The sequence below is a fragment of the Tistrella bauzanensis genome (genome assembly GCF_014636235.1).
Classification (GTDB): domain Bacteria; phylum Pseudomonadota; class Alphaproteobacteria; order Tistrellales; family Tistrellaceae; genus Tistrella; species Tistrella bauzanensis.
This window is the reverse complement of the sequence record NZ_BMDZ01000078.1, coordinates 1-19,467: the sequence shown is the minus strand read 5'-3', so window position 1 is coordinate 19,467 and position 19,467 is coordinate 1. Positions and strand designations below refer to the sequence as shown.

Genomic DNA, 19,467 nt, shown 5'->3' with positions numbered 1-19,467 from the left:
CTCGTCGATCAGCCGTGGCTCATCATGTCCATCGGCATGCGATCATGGGCACATGGGTGACCGTCCATGGGACTTGGTATGAGATGCACATACCAGTCGGCCTGGAACACCACGTCAAATCCTAGATGGGTCTGCCAGAAGGCAGCCGTCTCGGCCACGCGATCGGTCATGATCACCGGATAGCAGCTCTCGATCTTCATGATGCGTCTTGTCCTTTCCCCGGATGGCGGTGGTTTGCAGGACCACATCTTCATTAAACATACAGACTGACTGTTTGTAAATATGTAGATTGCGGACACCGGCCGTCGGGCTTAGCGTGACAGTGCACGGAATGGGCAGCGGGCCGCTGAGCCGCGCGGGATCGGGGCCAGGCGAGGACACGGAGACATGACCGAACACAGCGACGACAGCGACGGGGATGGCGCTGCCGGCACGCGGCCGAGGCGCAGCAATCAGCAGCGGTCGGCCGATACGCGGCGGGCGCTGATCAGGGCCGCACGGGCGCTGTTTGCCGTTCATGGCTATGCCGCCACTGGCACGCCCGAAATTCTGGCCCGGGCGGGCGTCAGCCGCGGCGCGCTGTATCACCAGTTCCCCGACAAGGCGGCGCTGTTTCAGGCGGTGCTGGAAGATGCGCAGGCCAATATCGTGGCTGCGATCGACCGGGCAGCCCATGCCGCCCCCGATGCCCTGCATGCTTTACGGGCCGGATCGCGCGCCTTCGTCACCACCGCGACCCGGCCCGATATCCGCCAGATCGTGCTGATCGACGGGCCGGCGGTGCTGGGCTGGGAGACATGGCGCAAGGTCGATGCCGCCCATGGACTGGGCACCCTGGTTCTGGGGCTGAATGCCCTGGCAGACGAGGGCCGGTTACGGCCGGGCCTGTCGGTGCAAGCCCTGGCGCTGATGCTGTCAGGGGCCCTGAACGAAGCCGCCTTGGGCCTTGCCGCCGCCGATGGTCGCGTCACCGGGCCGGCTGTGAACATGGCGATCGATGCCCTGATCGATGGCATCGTGCTGCCGTCACTCTGATCCGGCGACAAAATCCACGGCAGCCGCGATCACCGCCGGGTCGGCCAGGATCCGGCCATGGCCCAACCCGTCATGTTCGATCATCCGCGCGCCCGGCCAGGCGGCGGCAGAGGCGCGCCCGGCCTCGATCGGCACCACCCGGTCATCGGTGGCGTGAATGAACAGGGCCGGCTGGCGAAGCTCGCGCGCCTGATGCAGCAGGTTCATGGCATGAAGCTCGGTGCCGAGGGCCACTAGTTCAGCCTCGAACACCGCCCATTCCATCGCGTCATACGCGAAGCGCGCCGCCGCGGCCCGGGCCCCGTCGAGATAGCGGACCGGCGACGACACCAGCGCCACCCGTGCGACATCCGCACCGTCCAGCAATGCCACAGCCGTGGCCGCGCAGCCGATGGAATGGGCGATGAGACCCTGCACCGCCCCGGCATGACGCGCCGCATGGGCAACTGTCGCCGCCACCGCCATGGCCAGTTGCGGAATGGTCGCGGTGCTGCCACCCGACCCGCCATGGGCCGGCAGATCAGGTGCGAGAACCGTGAAACCTTTGGCCTGCAACGGTGCCACGAAGCCCGCCATGTCGGCATGGCTGCCTTCCCAGCCATGGACCAGAACCATGCTCGATCCGGTGGGCGTTGCACCATCGGCCGGTGCCCATTGGCGGATCAGCATGCCGGTTCCCGCCACATCGATCTCGGTCAGGCTGTCGGGCATCGGCATCTGCCGCGCCGGGCGTGCCCGGCGGCGGTCGGGGGTGATGAGAGCGCGGGCCAACTGGCGCGGGGTCGGGCGCCGGGCTGGCGTCGTGGAGGCATCGGGGTCTGCCAGGGTGGAGGGCTGGGTGGACATCGGCAGGGTCGCCTCTTCTGATGGTCATTGACGTTATATATGATAATCATCATATAATCGGTCATGGCAACACAAATGGCGCATGCCGACGTGGCACCGCCCCTCCCCTGACGCCAACCGTTCCCCTGACGCAAAGGACAGGTCTTCCCCATGACCAGCACCGTCATCGCCGGCTATGTCCGCACGCCGTTTCATTTCGCCCGCAAGGGCGCCCTGGCCGGGGTCCGCCCGGATGATCTGGCAGCCACCACCATTCGCGCACTGGTCGAGCGTGCGGAGCTGGACCCGGCGCTGATCGAGGATGTGATCATGGGCTGCGCCTATCCCGAGGCTGAACAGGGCGACAACGTCGCCCGTGTCGCCCTGCTGCTGGCCGGCCTGCCTCAATCGATCGGCGGCATGACCGTGAACCGGTTCTGCGGATCGTCGATGTCGGCGGTCCATATCGCCCATGGCCAGATCGCGACCGGCGCCGGCGAGGCCTTCATCTGCGCCGGGGTGGAATCGATGAGCCGCGTGCCCCAGGGCGGCTTCAATCACAACCCCAATCCGCGCTTCCGCAGCCCCTCTCGGCCAGATGCCGACCTCATTGTCGATGCCCATATCACCATGGGTGAGACGGCGGAGAATGTCGCGACGCAGTATCATGTGGTGCGCAGCGATCAGGAGAAGCTGGCGCTCGCCTCGCAGCGGAAGGCGGCTGCCGCCCGTGCCGATGGTCGGCTGGCCGATGAAATCGTGCCGGTGACCACACCTGATGGCGCGGTCATCGACAGCGATGGCTGCCTCAGGCCTCAGACGACGCTGGAGGCTCTGGCCGGATTGAAGCCCGCCTTCCGGCCCGACGGCACCGTCACCGCCGGCACCGCATCGCCACTCACCGATGGTGCCGCCGCCGTGCTGGTGACGTCGGAAGCCTTCGCCATCCGCCACAACCTGTCGATCCTGGCGCGGGTGCGCGCCACCGCCATTGCCGGCTGTCCGCGGGAAATCATGGGCATCGGGCCGGTGCCGGCCACGCGCAAGGCACTTGCCCGCGCGGGCCTGACCATCGCCGATATCGACGTGGTCGAAATCAACGAGGCCTTCGGCAGTCAGGCGCTGGCCTGCATCCGGGAGCTTGAGATACCGGAGGCGATCGTGAACATCGACGGTGGCGCCATCGCCATCGGCCATCCGCTGGGCGCCACCGGTGCCCGGATCACCGGCAAGGCCGCGCAGTTGCTGAAGCGCATCGGCGGCCGCTATGCCCTCGCCACCCAGTGCATCGGCGGCGGCCAGGGCATCGCGACCATTCTTGAAGCCGTCTGATCAGGCGCGTTCAGCGTCAGGTTGCCGAGCGGTGTCTGCGGTCGAACTGCGCCCAGACACCGGCCGGGCCATCCCAGTCGCCCCGGCTGGCGGCCTTGGAATATTCGGTCGCGCGCTGCTCGAAGAAATTGGCGTGCTCAACGCCGTTCAGAATTTCGACCAGCCAGGGCAACGGATGCGGCACCAGCGGTCGTGCGCCATCCTCGACGTCGGAATAACAGCCATGAACCGGCCGCAGGCCAAGCTGGGTCAGCCGCCAGTCGGCGATATAGCGGATATAGGCCTTGATATCGGCCGGCGTCATACCGTGCACCGGCCCCAGTTCGAAGGCCAGATCGATGAACCGGTCTTCCAGCGACACCATGGTGCGGGCCAGATCGATGATGTCATCGCGGACCGATGCGGTCACGGCGCCGGTCTCGCGATGCCATTCATGAAACAGGCGGATGATGCCGGCGCAATGCAGGCTTTCATCGCGCACCGACCAGCTCACGATCTGGCCCATGCCGTTCATCTTGTTGTGGCGCGGAAAGTTCAGCAGCATCGCGAAACTGGCGAACAGCGCCATGCCCTCGGTGAAGGCACCGAACATCGCCAGCGTCCGCGCCACATCCGCAACCGTGCCCGTGCCGAAACTGTGCATGTAATCGGCCTTGGCGCGCATATCGCCATAGCTGCGGAAGGCCTCGAATTCAGCCTGTGGCATGCCCAGCGTCTTCAACAGCAGGGCATAGGCATCGATATGCACGGTTTCCATGTTCGAGAACGCCGCCATCATCATCTGGATCTCCAGCGGCTGGAACAGCGGGATATAGCGCTTCAGATAATTGTCACCAACCTCGATATCCGACTGGGTGAAGAAGCGGAAGATCTGGGTGAGCAACTGGCGTTCGGCATCGCTGACCCGGTCGGAATGCCAATCCTTGATATCACCGCCAAGCGGTACTTCCTCGCCCATCCAATGGGCCTGCTGCTGGCGCTTCCAGAAGCCATAGGCCCAAGGGTAGCGGTCGACGTCATAGCTGCCGGTCGCGGTCAGCAAGCCGACGCGACCAGTGCCGATCAGGGTCATTGGATCGAGCGTGCCCGGGATGCCGGCAAGGCCATGGGTGCGGATCGTCACTGACATGCAAGGCATTCCTCATAATCGGTCGGCGCGACACGTGCCGCGGAGGTCGACACGGCATCCGTTCCGCTGGTCGCCATGCTGTCGGCATCTCCCGCGAAGCCCGCGCGCTGCAACGCCCGCGACCGGCAGTAATACAGGCTCTTCACCCCCCGCTCCCAGGCGGTCCAGTGCAGCATATGCAGATCCCATTTATCGATATCGGCCGGCAGATACAGGTTCAGTGACTGGCTCTGGCAGATGAATGGCGCGCGGTCGGCGGCGAAATCGATGATCCAGCGTTGATCGATCTCGAAGGCGGTGCGGAACACTGCCTTTTCCTCTGCGGTCAACGCATTCAGATGCTGCACCGATCCCTCATGACCCAGAATAGACTGCCAGACCGCCGGCCTATCCAGCCCCTTGGCGGCCAGCAGCCGGACAAGATGCGGATTGCGCACCGATATCGCGCCCGACAGGGTCTTGTGGGTGTAGATATTGGCGGGGATCGGCTCGATGCAGGCGCTGGTGCCACCACAGATGATGCTGATCGATGCTGTGGGCGCGATGGCGAGTTTGTGGCTGAACCGCGCCTGCATGCCGGCTTCGGCCGCGTCGGGACAGGGGCCGCGCTCGCCAGCCAGGAACACCGATGCCCGGTCGGCCTCGCGCCGCAGCTTGCGGAAGATGGCGAGATTCCACGCCTTGGCCATGGCGCTTTCGAACGGAATGCCTCGCGCCTGAAGAAAGGCGTGAAAGCCCATCACGCCCAGCCCGACCGAGCGTTCGCGCATCGCTGAATAGCGCGCGCGGGCCATGCTGTCGGGCGCGGTCTCGATGAAGCTGGTCAGCACATTGTCGAGGAAGCGCATCACATCCTCGACGAAGCCCGGCGCCTCATTCCATGCGTCCCAGGTCTCGATGTTCAACGAGGCGAGGCAGCAGACCGCGGTGCGCTCCCGGTCGTGATGATCCAGGCCGGTGGGCAGGGTGATCTCGCTGCACAGGTTCGAGGTCGACACATCCAGCCCCAGCATCCGCTGGTGGCACGGCAGCGCCCGGTTGACCGTGTCGATGAACAACAGATAAGGCTCACCGGTCTGAAGCCGGGTTTCAAGGATGCGCTGCCACAGCCGGCGGGCATCCACCCGCCGGATCTCGCTGCCGTCACAGGGGCTGCGCAGCGCGACATCATCCCCTGTCTTCACCGCCGCCATGAAGGCATCGGTGATGTTGATCCCGTGATGCAGGTTCAGGCCCTTGCGGTTGAAATCGCCCGACGCCTTGCGGATCTCCAGGAATTCCTCGATCTCGGGATGATGAATGTCCAGATAGACCGCCGCCGATCCGCGGCGCAGCGACCCTTGCGAAATCGCCAGGGTCAGGCCGTCCATGACATGAATGAACGGAATGATGCCCGACGTCTCGCCACAGCCCTTCACGGTTTCGCCGATCGACCGGACCTGACCCCAATAGGTGCCGATGCCGCCGCCATTCGAGGCCAGTGCCACATTCTCGTTCCAGGTCCGGACGATACCGTCCAGGCTGTCGGGAACGGCGTTCAGGAAGCACGAAATCGGCAGGCCCCGCGCGGTGCCGCCATTGGACAGGATGGGTGTCGCCGGCATGAACCACAGCCGCGACATCGCATCATAGATCCGCTGGGCATGGTCGATATCGTCGCCATAGGCACAGGCCACCCGCGCGAACAGATCCTGATACCGCTCCCCCGGCATCAGATAGCGGTCGCGCAATGTCGCCTTGCCGAAATCGGTCAGCAGCGTGTCGCGACCATGATCGATGGCAAGATCCGAGGGCCGCGGTGCCGGTGCCAGCGTTACCGGTGCCAGCGGGGCCGGCAGCGGCGCATGCCGTATCCGCCCGGCCCCGACCGGCGCGGTAACGGGAACCAGATGACCATGACGGTCGAAGTCGAAGGCCGCAGACGACATGGTGTTCACCCATCTGCCCTGGCGGAGCGGTTCCGGGTGAACGCAGGGCGATGAGGCCACAGCCCTGGCCCGGAACAACCGGGCAAGGCATGAGCTGCCGCCTGCGCCCGCCGGGACTCCCCGCCCAGGGACGTTTCAACAGGTTCGCGGCAGGTCTCCTGGCTCGCGGGTCGCCACTGCCACACAGGCCTTCCCGGCATGTCGTCATGCCAGTGGCACCAGATCGTGTGGTCGCTCGCCGCCTACAGTTGCGGGGACAGCTTCGGATTTGGCGAGCACCTCTGAGCCGCCCACCGCACCGAATTCCCTCTTAGCCCCATATTTTGTGGATATGAGGAACCGAGAACACTGCATATTGTGCAGATGGACACCCTGTCGTCAAGGCTGGCATTCCTGGGCGCGTTCAAGGCCAAGCCGGGCCAGCACCGCCTCGATGGCCCGCAGCCGGTCGGGTGCCACCTCGCCGTCAATCGTGATGCGCTTTGCCGCCGGATCCGCGCAGCGGATCGCGAGGCCCTCTCCGGTCTCGCCAAGCGCCGCCCGAACCCGATGTTCGGCCGCGAGCTGACGCAGGCGAAAGCGTGCGATCTTGCCAAGCGGGGTCAAGGGCAGGTCGGGCAGCACGAACACATGGCGCGGCCGCGCCGGCGGCTCGGCGATGTGCGCGGCCATAAAGGCCGCGATGTCGTCTTCGGAGCAGATCATGCCGGCGCGCGGCATCACATAAAGCACCGGCAGTTCCCCGGCATAATCGTCGGGCATGGCAACCGCCGCCGCCTGGGCGACCGCCGGATGGGCATGCGCGACCGCCTCGATCGCCACCGGATCGATGTTGTGACCGCTGCGGATGATCACGTCCTTGGCCCGGCCGATGATCCGGAGCTCGCCCGATGGCAGCACCTCGCCCCGATCACCCGATCGCAGCCAGCCGTCCTGCGGGCGATCCACGGTGCCGGCAGCGGTGCGATAGCCCTGGAAGACATGCGGGCCCGCCACCAGAACCTCGCCCTGCGCACCGGGGAGACGGGCCGCGTCGACCGCGCCCAGCGCCACACGCGCCAGCGGCACCGGCGGGCCCACGGCATGGTCGTGGAACCGGCCGTCAGCCGGCTGGACCGACACGATCCCGCCGGTCTCGGTCATGCCATAGAGCTGGCAGACCGGGCATGCGGCGATCTTTTCCACCCGCGCCGCCAGTTCGGGCGCCAGCGGCGAACCGCCGGTCAGGATCGCCCGCAGCCGGTCGAGGCGCGCGGACCCGCGCGGGCTGTCGGCGATGGCCGCCAGAATGGTCGGCACGCTGCCGATCATACTGGCGCCGGTCTCGTCGACGATCTGCCAGAACCGGCGGAGCACCTCCGGGTTGCGCATGGCGGTCGCGGTTGGAAAAATCACCGTGGCGCCCTGCGACAGGGCCGCCAGCAGCACATCCACCGCGCCACCGACATGAAACAGCGGCAGGCCGGTGAGCACCCGGTCTTCGGCGATCATGCCACTGCCGGCCGCCGCCATCAGCGTCGCTGCCGCCAGATTGCGGGCCGACAACTGCGCCAGCCGCGGTGCACCGGTCGTGCCGCCGGTGTGAATGAAGGCCGCCACCCGGTCGGGATGACCCGGATCGACCACACACTCCGCACCGCTACCCAGGAAGTCGACCCAGTTGACAGCCTGCCGACTGGCGGCGCCCATCGGCACCGCGACAACCTTGGTCACCGTCGGCACCGCCGCCACCGCCGCCATCACCCTGCCATGCACATCCAGCGCCGGATGCGGCCCCATGGTCACCACCACCCGGACCCGCGCCAGGGTCATCTGGGCCGTCAGTGCCTCGGCTGACAGCAGCAGGTTCATCGGAAAGGCGATACCGGCCGCCGTGGCGGCGATCAGCGCCATCACCGCCTGCGGCACGAAGGGCAGCAGGATGGCGACGCCGTCCTCCGGCCCGACGCCTGCGGCGCGCAAGGCCGCGGTCATCTGCCGGATCTCGCGGACCAGGGCCGCATAGCTGATCGTGATCGGGGGCGATCCGGCGGCATCCGGCAGATAATCCAGCGCCGGATGATCCGGACGCTCGACAGCGATCTGTGCCAGCAGATCATAGGGCGTGGGTGTCGCGTCGAGGCGGGCGCGCAGCGCCGCCTCGCGCCCATCGGTGCCGGTCGGCATGGGTCGTGTCTCCCTCCCTTTGGGGACGTGTCTTCGTCTTATCGTTCTTGTCGTTGGCGTCCGTTATCCGGCCTGGCGCCGGCCGTGTGCGGCCTCAGCCGTCGCCGTGTCCGTCCATCTCGCGGATCAGGGCGCGGGCCTCGTCGCCCTCGGGGATCGGTCGGCCGCTGTCGCGCCAGGCAACCGCCGCCTTGAAGCCCCGGGCCTGGGCATAACGGCGGAACCACAGGCCTTCAGGGTTGTGGCGGGTGATGCCGTCGAACACTGTCGCCATCATCTGCGACTGTTCCAGGCCCTGGGTCAGCATCACCTGATTGACCACCATCTTGTGCATGGCCAGATGCCCGCGCGGCACGCCGGCGATACGTCCGGCAAGGCGCAGCGTCGCCGCCTCCAGCTCTGCCGCCGGCACCGCCTCGTTGGCCAATCCCCAGGCGGCGGCGGTGCGGCCGTCGATCAGGTCGCCGGTGAACATCATCTGCTTGGCCCGCGCCGGCCCCAGGCGATAGGTCCACATCGCCGTGGTCGGGCAGCCCCAGACGCGGGTCGGCATATAGCCGATGCGGGCATCCTCAGCCATGATCAGCAGGTCGCAGCACAGCGCGATGTCGCTGCCTCCGGCCGCCGCCGCGCCATGAACCTTGGCGATGGTCGGCTTCGAACACCGCCACAGGCTCATGAAATCCTCGGTGTTCCGCTTCATATAGGCGTAGTCGACCATCGGATCCCATGGAAAGCGCTCCTGCTGACAGGGATGCTCGACCATCTGTTCTGCGGTGTCGGCAAGGTCATAGCCGCCGCAGAACCCCTTGCCCGCGCCCTCGACCACGATCACGTGAATATCGTCCTGCGCCTCGGCCCATGCGACGGCGTCCCGGATGTCGCGCGGGGTCTGATCGGTGATCGCGTTCAGCCGCTCAGGGCGGTTCAACAGCAGGCGGGCGATGCGCGGGGCCTGGGGGTCGGGCGCGATGATCAGTGTTTCGAATGCAGGCATATCGGGCTCCATATCCGGGGGCAGGCGGCTGCCGCCGCCTCACAGTCAGTATTGACTGTATGGTGACGGAAATTGACAGTCAATCCTGACCGTCAAATCACGCCCGGCCATCCGCCTGTTGAAATGTCACCGCAGCCGTGGTTGCAATCGCGGCACATCACCCCCGGCCCGGAGGAACCGCCCGCCATGACCGATGCCCGCCCAGTCCCCCCGGACGACCGGCCGATCCGGGAACAACAGCGTGATCAGACCCGCCGGCGCCTGCTCGACGCGGCGGTGACATCGCTGATCGAGCTTGGCGTGGCCCGCACGACCACACTGGAGGTGCAGCGCCGCGCCGGTGCCAGCCGCGGCGCCCTGCTCCACCATTTCCCCAGCCATGCCGCCTTGCTCTCGGCGACCATCGAGGAACTGGTGCGCCGCAATGACGCGGCGGTGCGGGATGCGCGGTCATCGCCAGCGGTCGGGACAGGGCCGGTGGAGCGGGCCATCCGCACCCTGGCCGCGATGAGCGCGCAACCGGCCTTCATGGCCGAGCTGGAGCTATGGGCCGCGGCCCGCACCGATCCGGATCTGCGTGCCGCGATCCAGGCGGCGGAACGGCAGGCGCGTGGCGCCCGCGAGCGGGTGCTCGCCGATCTGTTCAAACCACTGGGCGACGGGCTGCAGCGTGATGCCGTCGTCGCGATGAGCGTCGAGTTTCTCCGCGGTCTCGCGCTGTCCAGCCTGCTCTCCGCCCGCCCGGACTATTACGAGCGGATGGTGACGCAATGGGTGCAGGCGGCGGAACTGCTGCTGGATGCGCCATCCCGACCGGCCGATTGACTGGTCCGTCGACAACAGTTCGGCCACCGCCGAAGCATGCGGCCAGGCGGACAGGCTAGGATCATGGTCGTCATGCCACTGCGCGGAGGCCGCCAATGATGCCCACTGATCTCGACCCCGCAACTCTCGCCGCGGTTGCCGGCGCCTTCCTGTTGGCCGGCACTGTCAAGGGCGTGGTCGGCTTCGGCATGCCCACCGTGTCGCTGGCAGTGCTGGCCGGCATCGTGGGGCTGCCGCAGGCAATGGCGCTGCTGCTGGTGCCGTCTCTGGTCACCAACGTTCAGCAGGCGCTGACCGGCGGCCAGTTCCAGCCGCTGATCCGGCGGCTCGGACCGCTGCTGCTGGTCACCATCCCCTGTATCTGGGCTGGGGTGTGGTTCCTCTCGGTCAGCGACCCGGCCGGGCTCGCCCGATTGCTGGGGCTTGTGGTCACGGCCTATGGCGTCAGCGGTCTGGCCGGTCTGACACTGAAGGCGCCGGCGCGGATCGAGCCATGGGCGTCGCCGCTGATCGGCGCCGTCAACGGCCTGCTCACCGGGCTGACCGGTTCCTTCGTGGTGCCGGGCGTCGCCTGGCTTCAGGCGCTGGGGCTGGACCGTATCGGCCTGGTTCAGGCCATGGGCATGCTGTTCAGCGTTTCGACCCTGGCATTGGCCGTCGCCATGAGCAGCCGGTCGCTGCTGCCGGCCGAACTGGGGCTGGTCTCGGCCCTGGCGGTGGTTCCGGCGGTGGGCGGCATGGCGCTGGGTATGCGTCTGCGCCGACACCTGCCGGAGCGCCATTTCCGCCGGGTGTTCTTTGGAGCCCTGGTGCTTCTGGGGCTCAGGCTGATGCTGTCATAGCCGCCGCATCGTCGGGCAGCCGGCGCTGTCCGGTCCGGCAATATCCCTCGATCCAGGTTGTCCGATGGCCGGTTTGCGACCACAGCACCGGAAAGAAGCTCTCATCCAGCGTCGGATCGCCGGTACGCTGATAGCGACGATAGATATAGCCACCGGGCCGGTCGCTGAATTCCACCGCTTCGGGCAGCATATGGATGCCGATCGATCGGCGCATCAGATCGCCGGTCGGATTGGGGCCCGATCCGTGCCAGATCTCACCGGCATGAAACACCACCGATCCGGCCGGCACGACGATCGGCACGGGTGCCGGCGGCGTGATACCGGCCGCATCCGCCGCCGCCCGCATCATCGCATGGTGGTCATCCTCGGCATGGAAGGTATCGGGCAAGGGCGTCAGCGGCCACAGATGCGAGCCCGGCACGTATTCCAGCGTGCCGGCACCCGCATGGGTGTCGTCGAGCGTCACCCAGCAGGTCAGCGTCCGTGGCGGGCTCAGGAAATCCATGAACGAGGAATCCTGATGCAACGCGATCGACTTGGTCTTCGGCGCCTTCCACCAGATGGTGTCCTGGCCCAGCCGGCAGCCCGGCCATCCCCCCAGTTGCGCCGCCGCACGGCCGATATCGGCCGACAGCGCCAGCCGGGCCACCGCCAGATCGGCCTTCCAGGCATTGGCCATGTGGCGGGTGATGTCGGGCAGGCTCATGCCCTCGCGCCAATGCCACTCATCGGGATAGATGCCGGTATCGAAGCGGCCGGCGAACAGCTTCGGGAAGCTGTCGCGCAGATCCGCCACCTGATCGGCCGACAGCACCCGCTCGACGATCAGAAATCCGTCCCGGCGGAAATCCGCCACCCCATCGTCATCGATATGGCGAAGTCGGGGCAGATCGAAACTGGCCATATGCCGGTCCTTTTCTGGAAGAAATCCACCCATGCAGCATAATCTTCAGATGGCCGGTCCTTCCATCGAACGGATTACGAAATATGAGCCCTCCACCGCCCCTCGACCGAACGGATGTCGAGATTCTGCGCCTGTTGCAGAACGATGCCCGGATGTCGATGAAGGAGATCGCATCCGAGGTCGATCTGGCGCCATCTTCGGTGCACAGCCGCATCCGGCATCTGCGCGACAGCGGGGTGCTGCGCGGCGCCCATGCCGATGTCGATCCGCGCGCCATGGGCGTTGGGATCGAGGCACTGTTCATGATCGGCCTGTCCAAGCACGAACGCGGCACTGTCGACCATATCCTCGACGATCTGGTGGCGGTGCCGGAAGTGCGATCGGTGTTCCTGGTCACCGGCCGTTATGATCTGGTCGTGCATGTGGTGGTGCGCGACACGCTGCATCTGAAGGATCTGGCGCTCGACCGGTTCACCAGCCGGCCGGGGGTCACCCGCATCGAGACGTCGATCATCTTCGATGCACGCCGGCGCCATGATCTGCCGTCCTTCACCGACGACTGATCGGCCATATCAAGGGGGCTCCTGGCCATGACCACAAACATCGCAGCGCCGGGCAATATCGCATCGGGCCAGATCATCGCCGAGGTCGCGGCCCTGATCGGCGATGTCGCCCGCGCCAACATTCTGGCAGCACTGATGGATGGCCGCGCGCTCACCGCGGGCGAGCTTGCAGTCCATGCGGGCGTCACGCCGCAGACCACCAGCGGCCATCTGGGCAAGCTGGACCGGGCCGGGCTGCTGGTCTGCCTGCGCCAGGGACGCCATCGCTATTACCGGCTGGCCTCCCCTGCCGTTGCCGAGGTGATCGAGGCATTGATGGCTGTCGCCGCGGCCGGCCCGGCCCGGCACCGGCCGGTGGGCCCGCGCGACGATGCCCTGCGCGCCGCCCGCAGTTGTTACGATCACATTGCCGGCCGGCTGGGCGTGGGGCTGGCGGACGCGCTGGATGCCGGCGGGCTGGTTCAGGTCAGCGACGGCTCCGGTGCGCTCACCGATCGGGGCCGGGTGTTCTTCGACCAGATCGGCCTGCCGCTGGACGATACCACCAGCCGCCGCCCCCTCTGCCGCACCTGTCTGGACTGGAGCGAGCGCCGCCATCATCTGGGCGGGCGGATCGGAACGGCCCTGCTGACCCATGCCCTGGCCCACGGCTGGGTGCGGCGCAGTGCCGAAGGCCGCATGCTGACCGTCACACCGGCCGGCCGGCTCGATTTCGCCCGGGTGTTCGGGGTCGACGATACGGCGCTCCGCCCGCCACAGCGTCCTTGAACAAACCGTCATCCACCTGCCCTGCGCTTGGGGCTTCCAGACGAGGTGGCCGGATCGCGGATTTGGACCATCTCAACCCGATCAGGTGACTTCACGTGACGTCATCGATGCTTCCAGCGCCATTGCCGAAGCCGGCGGCCCGGCCCTTTGCCGATCTGATCGACCCGATTGCCGGCACCGCCGCCCACGCCGTCGATCACCGCCACGGCAGCTTGCCCGAAGGTGCGCTGCCGGCGGCACGCGCTGGTCTGGCCGATCATCTGGCCGGACGGATCACCGAGTTGGCCGCTCCCCTGCTGTTCGACCTGTTCGACCGCACCCGCCCGCGCCCGCCGGTGGCCGCCCGACTGCTCGACGCCACGCCGCCGGACACATCCCGCACGGCATATGATGCCTTCATCACGCGCATGGCCCGGGGCGGCTGGGCGCAGCTATGCGCCGATCATCCGCAGCTCGGCCATGGCGTAGACCAGATCATCCGGGACGGGATCGCGCTGGCGGATGACGTGCTGCGCAGTCTTGCAGCCGACCGCGACGCACTGGGCGCCCTTGTCCATGACCGGCAGCGGTTCACGATTGCCCGCGCCTGTTTCGGCCTGTCCGACCCGCATGGCCATGGCCGATCCGTCGTGCGGCTGGATCTGGGCGATGGCGGCAGTCTGGCCTGGAAGCCGCGCGGGCTCGGAAACGATGCCGGATTTGCCGCTCTTGGCCGCTGGGTCGAGGCACGGATACCGCCCGGTCAGGTGCATCGACTGCCGGCGCAGCGGTTTCCGGCGCTGCTCGATCGGGGCAGCCATGGCTGGATGGCCTGGGTGACCCACAGCGCCTGCGCCGACACAACCGAGGTCGAGGCCTTCTTCCGGCGCCTCGGCGGCTTGACCGCCCTTCTGCACCTGTTGCGCGGTAGCGACATTCACGACGAGAACCTGATCGCCGTCGGGCCTTATCCGGTCATCGTCGATCTGGAATGCCTGTTCGCCGGCCGTTTCGAACCCGACTGGCTGGCACGGCTGACCGATGCCCCCGCCTTCATGGCCAGCGGCATTCTGCCCGTCCTGGTGCCGCTTGCAGATGGCATCTGGCGCAATATGGGCTGCGGCGGCCCGCCTCTGCCTGCGGCCCCGGTGCCCGATCACGGCTTCCGCCATATCGCCACCGACTGGATGCGCCGGGCGACTGTAACCACGCTGACCAATTTCACCAATCTGCCGGTTCGCGATGGTATGCCCCGCTCGATCCGTGATCATACCGACGCCTTTGTCGACAGCTATCGATTGGCCATGGAAACCGTATGGGCGCATCGTGACGCCTTTACGGCGCTGGGCGGTCCACTCGCCGCCTTCGATGGCAGCCTCTGCCGGCTGGTGGCGTTGCCGACGGAATCCTATCGTCGCCTGCTGGTGCGGATGGCCGAACCCGATCTGATCGCCGACCCGGCAGCCATTGACCGGCAGGCGGCACGGATCGATCGACCGGCACCGACGAGGTTCGCGGCGGATGACTGGGCGCGCCTGCGCCGGGCAGAACGCGACGCCCTCGACCGGCGCGACGTGCCGGCCTTCCTGTACCGCATCGACGGCCGCTACCTCACTGAGGCCGATGGCCGCCCGATCGGCCGGCTTGGTGGCCATCCGCCGTTGGATCTCGTGACCGCGTCGGTGCGGGCACTGTCGCCGGTCGGGATTGCGCGCGACTGCGCGATCCTGCGGCAGGTGTTCGACCCTCCGCCATCACCGCTCCGCGATGGCGGGCCGGTCACCATCGAGCGTCTGGCCGATCATCTGGCGGCTACGGCGCTGCGGCGCGTCGATGGTGGCGTCGATTGGCTGCGCCCGCATGAGCGGCCGCCGATCAGCTGCCAGATGGCCGGCCATGGGCTTCTATCACGGTACTGCCGGCATTGGCCTCACGCTCGCGCAGGCCGGTCGGATCTGCGGGCGCGCCGAGTGGCTGACCCTCGGTCGTGACGCTTTTCTGCCCCTGCGACGGCTGGCGGCCGATCCGGAAGCCGGTCGACCATCCGGTGCAGCACCTGGTATCGGCTATGCCGATGGCCTGGGCGGCATGATCGCAGCGCTGGTCTGGGTGGCGCGGCTGCTGGCGGAACCAGCCTGCCTGCGCGATGCCCGCATCCTGGCCGAATGGGCCGTGGCACCGGCAGGCGGCACCGCCGCCGATCTGCATGACGGTGCGGCCGGGCTGCTCATCGGGCTCTGCTCACTGCATCACCAGCAGACATCTTGCGATGACGACCTGGTGGCCATCATCGCCGCCTGGGCCGATCATCTCGTCGGTCTTGGCCGGGATGAAGCGGGGGCCCTGGTCTGGCCTTCCGGTCGGGTGCCGGTGCTCGGCGGGCTTGCCCATGGTCAGGCCGGCATCGCGGTCGCTCTTGCCGCCGCCGGGCGGGCCACTGGTCGTGACGATTATCTGCAGGCGGCGGAACACGCGCTCGTCGCCGAAGACCGGCTGTTCGATCCGGCGGCAGCCAACTGGCCGGCACCCGGCGGGCAGCGACGCCCGACGACGGCGTGGTGCCATGGTGCCGCGGGCATTGCCCTGTCGCGTATGGCTCTGCTCACCATAGCACCCGATCGCTTCGGCCCCCGCGCGGCCGATCTGGAGCTGGCCATCGCCACCACCGCCATCGCCCCGACGAGCGGCGGCGGCGATCTGTGCTGCGGAGATGCCGGGCGGTCGGCCGCCCTCACGCTGGCCGGCCGCACGGCGCCGGCGGGTCGGGCCGATGCGCCCGCACTCTGGATAGACGCAGCACCTGTCCCGTGGTCGGACCCTTGCCTGTTCAAAGGGCTCGCCGGCATCTGTCATGCCCTGCTGTTGCAAAGGGCACCGACCGGGGCTGTGTCGTTCCTGCTGCCGTTCACCGGTCCGGATCGATCCCCAGATCCATGGCTGTCAACCTGAGGCGCCAGCGACAATCGAAGCCCGGTTGTCCAGGCGGCTATAGTCGGTCATCGACACGGTCCATCGAAGGACGACGACCATGAGCACCGCATTTGAGAAGCTGAAGCAGATCGTACAGAACGACCCGTCACTCTTGTCCGGAGACGCGGCCGGTGGTGACATCGGTCAGGTCGCGGCGGTTCTGGAAAACCTCGCCCGCGAGCATGGGCTGGACCTGACGGCCGGGCAGATCCAGGAGAATTTTCAAGCCAATACCCGCGACGGCCTTCCGGATGACGAGTTGGATGACCTGGCGCTCGAACAGGTCGCCGGTGCCGGCTCGCCCTATTGCATGTTCACCAATGGCTGCTACTGCTTCTTCACCAAATAGGGCCGTCAGGATGGCCCACCCGTCTCTGAATGAGGCCTGCCCTTCTCTGTATGAAGCCGGTCTTTCTCGGCATGCAGGTGGGCGGCGATGCGATAGTCGATGCCTTCCTGGCCATAGAACGACACTTCCAGCATCTGCTGGAACTGCGCCGCCCGGCTGCGCCGTTCCAATGCCGGCGACATCCGCCACAGCATCTGGTCGAAGCGGTTCTTCAGGCGCACGGCGCCCAGATAGCCGACACGGCCCCGCGGCGGATAGCCCAGCGCATCGGCACGCGCATCCCCGATCAGCCCACGTGACACGCCATAGATCTTGCGCACCAGCTTGCGGCGCGCCCGTGGTTCGGTGATGCCGGCAACGATGGGGGCGGAATTGATCAGGCCATTGGCAAGAATCTGCGACTCGAAATCCGGCGGCGGCTCACACATGCCACCAATCTCGCACAGGCGCAGCGCGCCGGCCTCGTCCTCGAACAGCAGATCGGGTGCAACACCCATCAGATGGCCGGCATAGCGCCAGACCATCATGAATGACTGGCGTTCTTCCTCGGTCAGCGTGACCCCCAGCATGCCCACCCGCTTCAACAGCAGCCCCGAAAACACCGCCGTCGCATAGGCGATATGGGCCGAACTCAGCGGCGTGCCCCAGGCCGCCCTGTCCCATTCCTCCGAAACGTTCAGCAACTGGCGGATGCGGGCGTGCATCAGCCGGATGCGCACCGACAGCGCCCAGCCATCGCCATCACGCTCCAGACCACCGGGCAGAAAGATTTCCACCACGTGCCGGTTATTCTGCTTCAGCCGCCTGACGCCCTGATCCACCATACGGCCGGTGATGCTGAAGGACTTGCTGATCAGGGTTGAAAATCCCTCGATCAGCACGGCCGCCACGAACGCCCCCAGAAACATCTGGGAATGGCGGTGAAACGCCCGGCAGCCGGGCAGCGTGGCACCAGCGTCGAACCAGGCCGGCACCGCCTCGCTGGCCGCGAAGAAATCCCGCAACACCCGGGGGGCATCGGCAAGACCCGCGGCCCCTGTCTCGATCCCGCGTCGGATCATGGCCTGCCCCTGATCGGGCGGCAGCGTCGACAAGAAGGCGATGACCTGATCGGCCAGGGGATCACCGATCATGGTATGCGCAACATAGCGCTGCGCCAAACGCTCATCGATGCGACAGGCAGCCACGAAGCCAGCCCGATAGTCGCTCGGAATGCCCTCCGGCTGCGTCGCCGCCGATACGTCCGCCGCCACCTCACCGACACTCATGCGTTGCTCCTTGCCGCCGACAAATGTATGCGTTCCCTCACGGTGCCCTGCCCCGCCGCATGGCGCAAGGAAACAGCGCCATCTGCCGGCCATTGAATCTGCGCCGGGACACCCGCCATTATGGCTGACGTGACCACAGGTTTCGCATTGATAACCACAAGATCGATCTCTCATACTCAGGGCATGAATAGACGGTCGCCCCCCTTCTCTCGCTGACGGGATGCCGGACATGGCGCGCTGGGCTCTGATTCTGGTGCCGGGATACTACCGCAAACCGAAGAACACATTGCGCGATCTGCTGGTCAGCAATCTGACCATGGCGGAAAGCATGCGGATGAGCGTGACGTCGAGCGATGCCGATATGGCGAGCCTGGCCGTCTCGGCATCCGACGACACCGCCCTGCCAGAAACCATCGACGTGATCGAAGCTGGTTGGGCCGACCTTATCCCGGTCCCGGCCGAAGAGAAACCAATCGGGCGTCTGCTTCAAGGGCTGTCACTGCTGCTCTACTGGATCGGCTCACCGGGTATGTGGCGAGCGATTTTCAAGTACTCATTCTGGATTGCCGCCGGCTATATTTTCAGCGCGCTGCTGCTTGTGCTGTGGCTGCTATCGCTGCTGACCGTGGCCGTCCAGACACTCGATGTCGCCGGCATCGGCACGCCGGTCCTGCCGGTCACGCCCATAACCGATGCCGGTGCACCAGCCAATGACACTGCCGAGGGTTCGGCCTTGCTGCAAGAGATGCTCCGCGACGCGGCCGGCTGGCTCACTGCCTTGATCCCGCAGAAATATGCCGCCGCCCTTGCCGTGATCATTCCGCTGCTGCCGGTGATGATCGTGGCTGATCTGGCGGCATTCACCCGCGATTATCTCAGCGATCTCGCCACCGACGGCATCACCGGGCTTCGCGCCCGGCTGCGCATGCGCTTGCAGACCGCTTTCGGGGCCGCGCTTTCCAAAGACTATGACCATGTGATCATCGTCGGTCATTCCTTCGGCTCATTGATCGCCGCCGACACTGTTGCCGGATGGTACCGGGCCGAGGATCTGGCCCGGGTGCGGGTGGTGACGCTCGGCTCGCCCGGATCGGTGCTGTCCTATCGCTCGCAATGGGTGGCGACCGAAATTGCCAATGCTGTCGAACGACGGCCTGGCTTCGGCTGGACGGATATTCACGCCGAGCGCGATTTCTGGTCAGCGGGGCTGCTGCCTGCCGACAGCAACCGCATCGCCGAGGGCGACGTCGTCCGGATGGTCGTAGACCTGCCGGGCACTCTGGTCGAACGCTTCAACGGCGTGGTGCATTTGGCCTATTTCCGCGATGAGGCCGTATTGCGCGCCCTGCTCGGCCAGGGAAGTGCCGCAGGCGTTCCGGTGCCCGTTGCTGCCCTGCCCGTTCCCCATCTCCTTGCCAGCGAGTGATGGGACAAGAAGCGGCGGAGAGCTGGAAAGGGAAAGGCGGCGCGTTGCGAAGCGAAGGAAGCGGCGAGGGGGCCTTGAGGCCCCCTCGGACCCCCCTGCCCTTTTGGGGCGTGGCGGGGCTGTGGAAGCGGGACGCGGAGTGTGGGGGATGCCGGGGCTGT

Annotated in this window: 18 protein-coding genes and 1 riboswitch; of the genes, 10 read left to right on the top strand and 8 right to left on the bottom strand. The window is 66.7% G+C overall.

Annotated elements, in window-relative coordinates; genetic code table 11:
* Positions 1–8 precede the first annotated feature (8 nt).
* Complete coding sequence (locus tag IEW15_RS26795) at positions 9–200, bottom strand: VOC family protein (protein ID WP_229708490.1); 192 nt, start codon at positions 198–200, stop codon at positions 9–11.
* 187 nt (positions 201–387) lie between these two features.
* Here IEW15_RS26795 and IEW15_RS21975 point away from each other — a divergent pair, with 187 nt between their 5' ends.
* Positions 388–1,035 (top strand): TetR/AcrR family transcriptional regulator, encoded by a 648-nt coding sequence (locus IEW15_RS21975; RefSeq protein ID WP_188581994.1) that lies wholly within the window; start codon positions 388–390, stop codon positions 1,033–1,035.
* Here the strand turns inward: IEW15_RS21975 and IEW15_RS21970 are convergent.
* Positions 1,027–1,881 carry an alpha/beta fold hydrolase gene (locus IEW15_RS21970; protein WP_188581992.1) on the bottom strand — a complete coding sequence of 285 codons (855 nt, stop codon included), beginning with the start codon at positions 1,879–1,881 and terminating at the stop codon, positions 1,027–1,029. The genes IEW15_RS21975 and IEW15_RS21970 overlap by 9 nt on opposite strands.
* Positions 1,882–2,031: 150 nt before the next feature.
* Between IEW15_RS21970 and IEW15_RS21965 the strand changes: the two genes are divergently transcribed.
* Positions 2,032–3,192 (top strand): thiolase family protein, encoded by a 1,161-nt coding sequence (locus IEW15_RS21965; protein ID WP_188581990.1) that lies wholly within the window; start codon positions 2,032–2,034, stop codon positions 3,190–3,192.
* Between the two features lie 16 nt (positions 3,193–3,208).
* Here the strand turns inward: IEW15_RS21965 and IEW15_RS21960 are convergent, their stop codons facing one another.
* The 4 genes from IEW15_RS21960 to IEW15_RS21945 all read right to left on the bottom strand — a co-directional run bounded on the left by IEW15_RS21960 (position 3,209) and on the right by IEW15_RS21945 (position 9,412).
* Positions 3,209–4,321 (bottom strand): ribonucleotide-diphosphate reductase subunit beta, encoded by a 1,113-nt coding sequence (locus IEW15_RS21960; protein ID WP_229708487.1) that lies wholly within the window; start codon positions 4,319–4,321, stop codon positions 3,209–3,211.
* Positions 4,312–6,249: a ribonucleoside-diphosphate reductase subunit alpha gene (locus IEW15_RS21955; protein ID WP_188581988.1), complete on the bottom strand. Its 1,938-nt coding sequence runs from the start codon at positions 6,247–6,249 to the stop codon at positions 4,312–4,314. Before IEW15_RS21955 ends, IEW15_RS21960 begins: the two co-directional genes overlap by 10 nt.
* A gap of 132 nt (positions 6,250–6,381) precedes the next feature.
* Positions 6,382–6,608, bottom strand: a riboswitch (cobalamin riboswitch).
* A 19-nt stretch (positions 6,609–6,627) separates the two neighbouring features.
* On the bottom strand, positions 6,628–8,415 hold the full coding sequence (locus IEW15_RS21950) for an AMP-binding protein (RefSeq protein WP_188581987.1): 1,788 nt from the start codon (positions 8,413–8,415) through the stop codon (positions 6,628–6,630).
* Positions 8,416–8,509: 94 nt separating this feature from the next.
* Positions 8,510–9,412, bottom strand: coding sequence for a crotonase/enoyl-CoA hydratase family protein (locus IEW15_RS21945; protein WP_188581985.1), 903 nt, complete (start codon positions 9,410–9,412; stop codon positions 8,510–8,512).
* Positions 9,413–9,598: 186 nt separating this feature from the next.
* Between IEW15_RS21945 and IEW15_RS21940 the strand changes: the two genes are divergently transcribed.
* On the top strand, positions 9,599–10,237 hold the full coding sequence (locus IEW15_RS21940) for a TetR/AcrR family transcriptional regulator (RefSeq protein ID WP_188581983.1): 639 nt from the start codon (positions 9,599–9,601) through the stop codon (positions 10,235–10,237).
* Between the two features lie 95 nt (positions 10,238–10,332).
* Positions 10,333–11,079 (top strand): sulfite exporter TauE/SafE family protein, encoded by a 747-nt coding sequence (locus IEW15_RS21935; protein ID WP_229708484.1) that lies wholly within the window; start codon positions 10,333–10,335, stop codon positions 11,077–11,079.
* On the opposite strand, the gene IEW15_RS21930 is transcribed toward IEW15_RS21935, so the two are convergent.
* Positions 11,060–11,983: a phytanoyl-CoA dioxygenase family protein gene (locus IEW15_RS21930; RefSeq protein ID WP_188581981.1), complete on the bottom strand. Its 924-nt coding sequence runs from the start codon at positions 11,981–11,983 to the stop codon at positions 11,060–11,062. The two genes, IEW15_RS21935 and IEW15_RS21930, sit on opposite strands and share 20 nt — an antisense overlap.
* 83 nt (positions 11,984–12,066) lie before the next feature.
* On the opposite strand from IEW15_RS21930, the gene IEW15_RS21925 reads away from it, so the two are divergent.
* From IEW15_RS21925 to IEW15_RS21905, 5 genes are all read left to right on the top strand, one after another.
* Positions 12,067–12,546, top strand: a complete 480-nt coding sequence (locus IEW15_RS21925; RefSeq protein ID WP_188581979.1) for an Lrp/AsnC family transcriptional regulator — start codon at positions 12,067–12,069, stop codon at positions 12,544–12,546.
* A 27-nt stretch (positions 12,547–12,573) separates the two neighbouring features.
* Positions 12,574–13,314 carry an ArsR/SmtB family transcription factor gene (locus IEW15_RS21920; protein WP_188581977.1) on the top strand — a complete coding sequence of 247 codons (741 nt, stop codon included), beginning with the start codon at positions 12,574–12,576 and terminating at the stop codon, positions 13,312–13,314.
* 95 nt (positions 13,315–13,409) lie between these two features.
* Positions 13,410–15,284: a type 2 lanthipeptide synthetase LanM gene (locus tag IEW15_RS21915; RefSeq protein ID WP_188581976.1), complete on the top strand. Its 1,875-nt coding sequence runs from the start codon at positions 13,410–13,412 to the stop codon at positions 15,282–15,284.
* On the top strand, positions 15,190–16,242 hold the full coding sequence (locus tag IEW15_RS21910; protein ID WP_188581974.1) for a lanthionine synthetase LanC family protein: 1,053 nt from the start codon (positions 15,190–15,192) through the stop codon (positions 16,240–16,242). Before IEW15_RS21915 ends, IEW15_RS21910 begins: the two co-directional genes overlap by 95 nt.
* A 79-nt stretch (positions 16,243–16,321) precedes the next feature.
* A complete protein-coding gene (locus tag IEW15_RS21905; protein WP_188581972.1) occupies positions 16,322–16,612 on the top strand; it encodes a Nif11-like leader peptide family natural product precursor in 291 nt (96 codons plus the stop codon).
* 5 nt (positions 16,613–16,617) lie between these two features.
* Here IEW15_RS21905 and IEW15_RS21900 read toward each other — a convergent pair whose 3' ends face one another.
* On the bottom strand, positions 16,618–17,880 hold the full coding sequence (locus IEW15_RS21900; RefSeq protein ID WP_188581970.1) for an oxygenase MpaB family protein: 1,263 nt from the start codon (positions 17,878–17,880) through the stop codon (positions 16,618–16,620).
* 229 nt (positions 17,881–18,109) lie between these two features.
* On the opposite strand from IEW15_RS21900, the gene IEW15_RS21895 reads away from it, so the two are divergent.
* Positions 18,110–19,306, top strand: coding sequence for a hypothetical protein (locus IEW15_RS21895; protein ID WP_188581969.1), 1,197 nt, complete (start codon positions 18,110–18,112; stop codon positions 19,304–19,306).
* Positions 19,307–19,467 lie beyond the last annotated feature (161 nt).

Coding starts and splice junctions, on each gene's coding strand:
- IEW15_RS26795 (WP_229708490.1), bottom strand. CDS start 200: ATGAAGATCGAGAGCTGCTATCCGGTGATCATGACCGATCGCGTGGCC.
- IEW15_RS21975 (WP_188581994.1), top strand. CDS start 388: ATGACCGAACACAGCGACGACAGCGACGGGGATGGCGCTGCCGGCACG.
- IEW15_RS21970 (WP_188581992.1), bottom strand. CDS start 1,881: ATGTCCACCCAGCCCTCCACCCTGGCAGACCCCGATGCCTCCACGACG.
- IEW15_RS21965 (WP_188581990.1), top strand. CDS start 2,032: ATGACCAGCACCGTCATCGCCGGCTATGTCCGCACGCCGTTTCATTTC.
- IEW15_RS21960 (WP_229708487.1), bottom strand. CDS start 4,321: ATGTCAGTGACGATCCGCACCCATGGCCTTGCCGGCATCCCGGGCACG.
- IEW15_RS21955 (WP_188581988.1), bottom strand. CDS start 6,249: ATGTCGTCTGCGGCCTTCGACTTCGACCGTCATGGTCATCTGGTTCCC.
- IEW15_RS21950 (WP_188581987.1), bottom strand. CDS start 8,415: ATGCCGACCGGCACCGATGGGCGCGAGGCGGCGCTGCGCGCCCGCCTC.
- IEW15_RS21945 (WP_188581985.1), bottom strand. CDS start 9,412: ATGCCTGCATTCGAAACACTGATCATCGCGCCCGACCCCCAGGCCCCG.
- IEW15_RS21940 (WP_188581983.1), top strand. CDS start 9,599: ATGACCGATGCCCGCCCAGTCCCCCCGGACGACCGGCCGATCCGGGAA.
- IEW15_RS21935 (WP_229708484.1), top strand. CDS start 10,333: ATGATGCCCACTGATCTCGACCCCGCAACTCTCGCCGCGGTTGCCGGC.
- IEW15_RS21930 (WP_188581981.1), bottom strand. CDS start 11,983: ATGGCCAGTTTCGATCTGCCCCGACTTCGCCATATCGATGACGATGGG.
- IEW15_RS21925 (WP_188581979.1), top strand. CDS start 12,067: ATGAGCCCTCCACCGCCCCTCGACCGAACGGATGTCGAGATTCTGCGC.
- IEW15_RS21920 (WP_188581977.1), top strand. CDS start 12,574: ATGACCACAAACATCGCAGCGCCGGGCAATATCGCATCGGGCCAGATC.
- IEW15_RS21910 (WP_188581974.1), top strand. CDS start 15,190: ATGGGCTTCTATCACGGTACTGCCGGCATTGGCCTCACGCTCGCGCAG.
- IEW15_RS21905 (WP_188581972.1), top strand. CDS start 16,322: ATGAGCACCGCATTTGAGAAGCTGAAGCAGATCGTACAGAACGACCCG.
- IEW15_RS21900 (WP_188581970.1), bottom strand. CDS start 17,880: ATGAGTGTCGGTGAGGTGGCGGCGGACGTATCGGCGGCGACGCAGCCG.
- IEW15_RS21895 (WP_188581969.1), top strand. CDS start 18,110: ATGGCGCGCTGGGCTCTGATTCTGGTGCCGGGATACTACCGCAAACCG.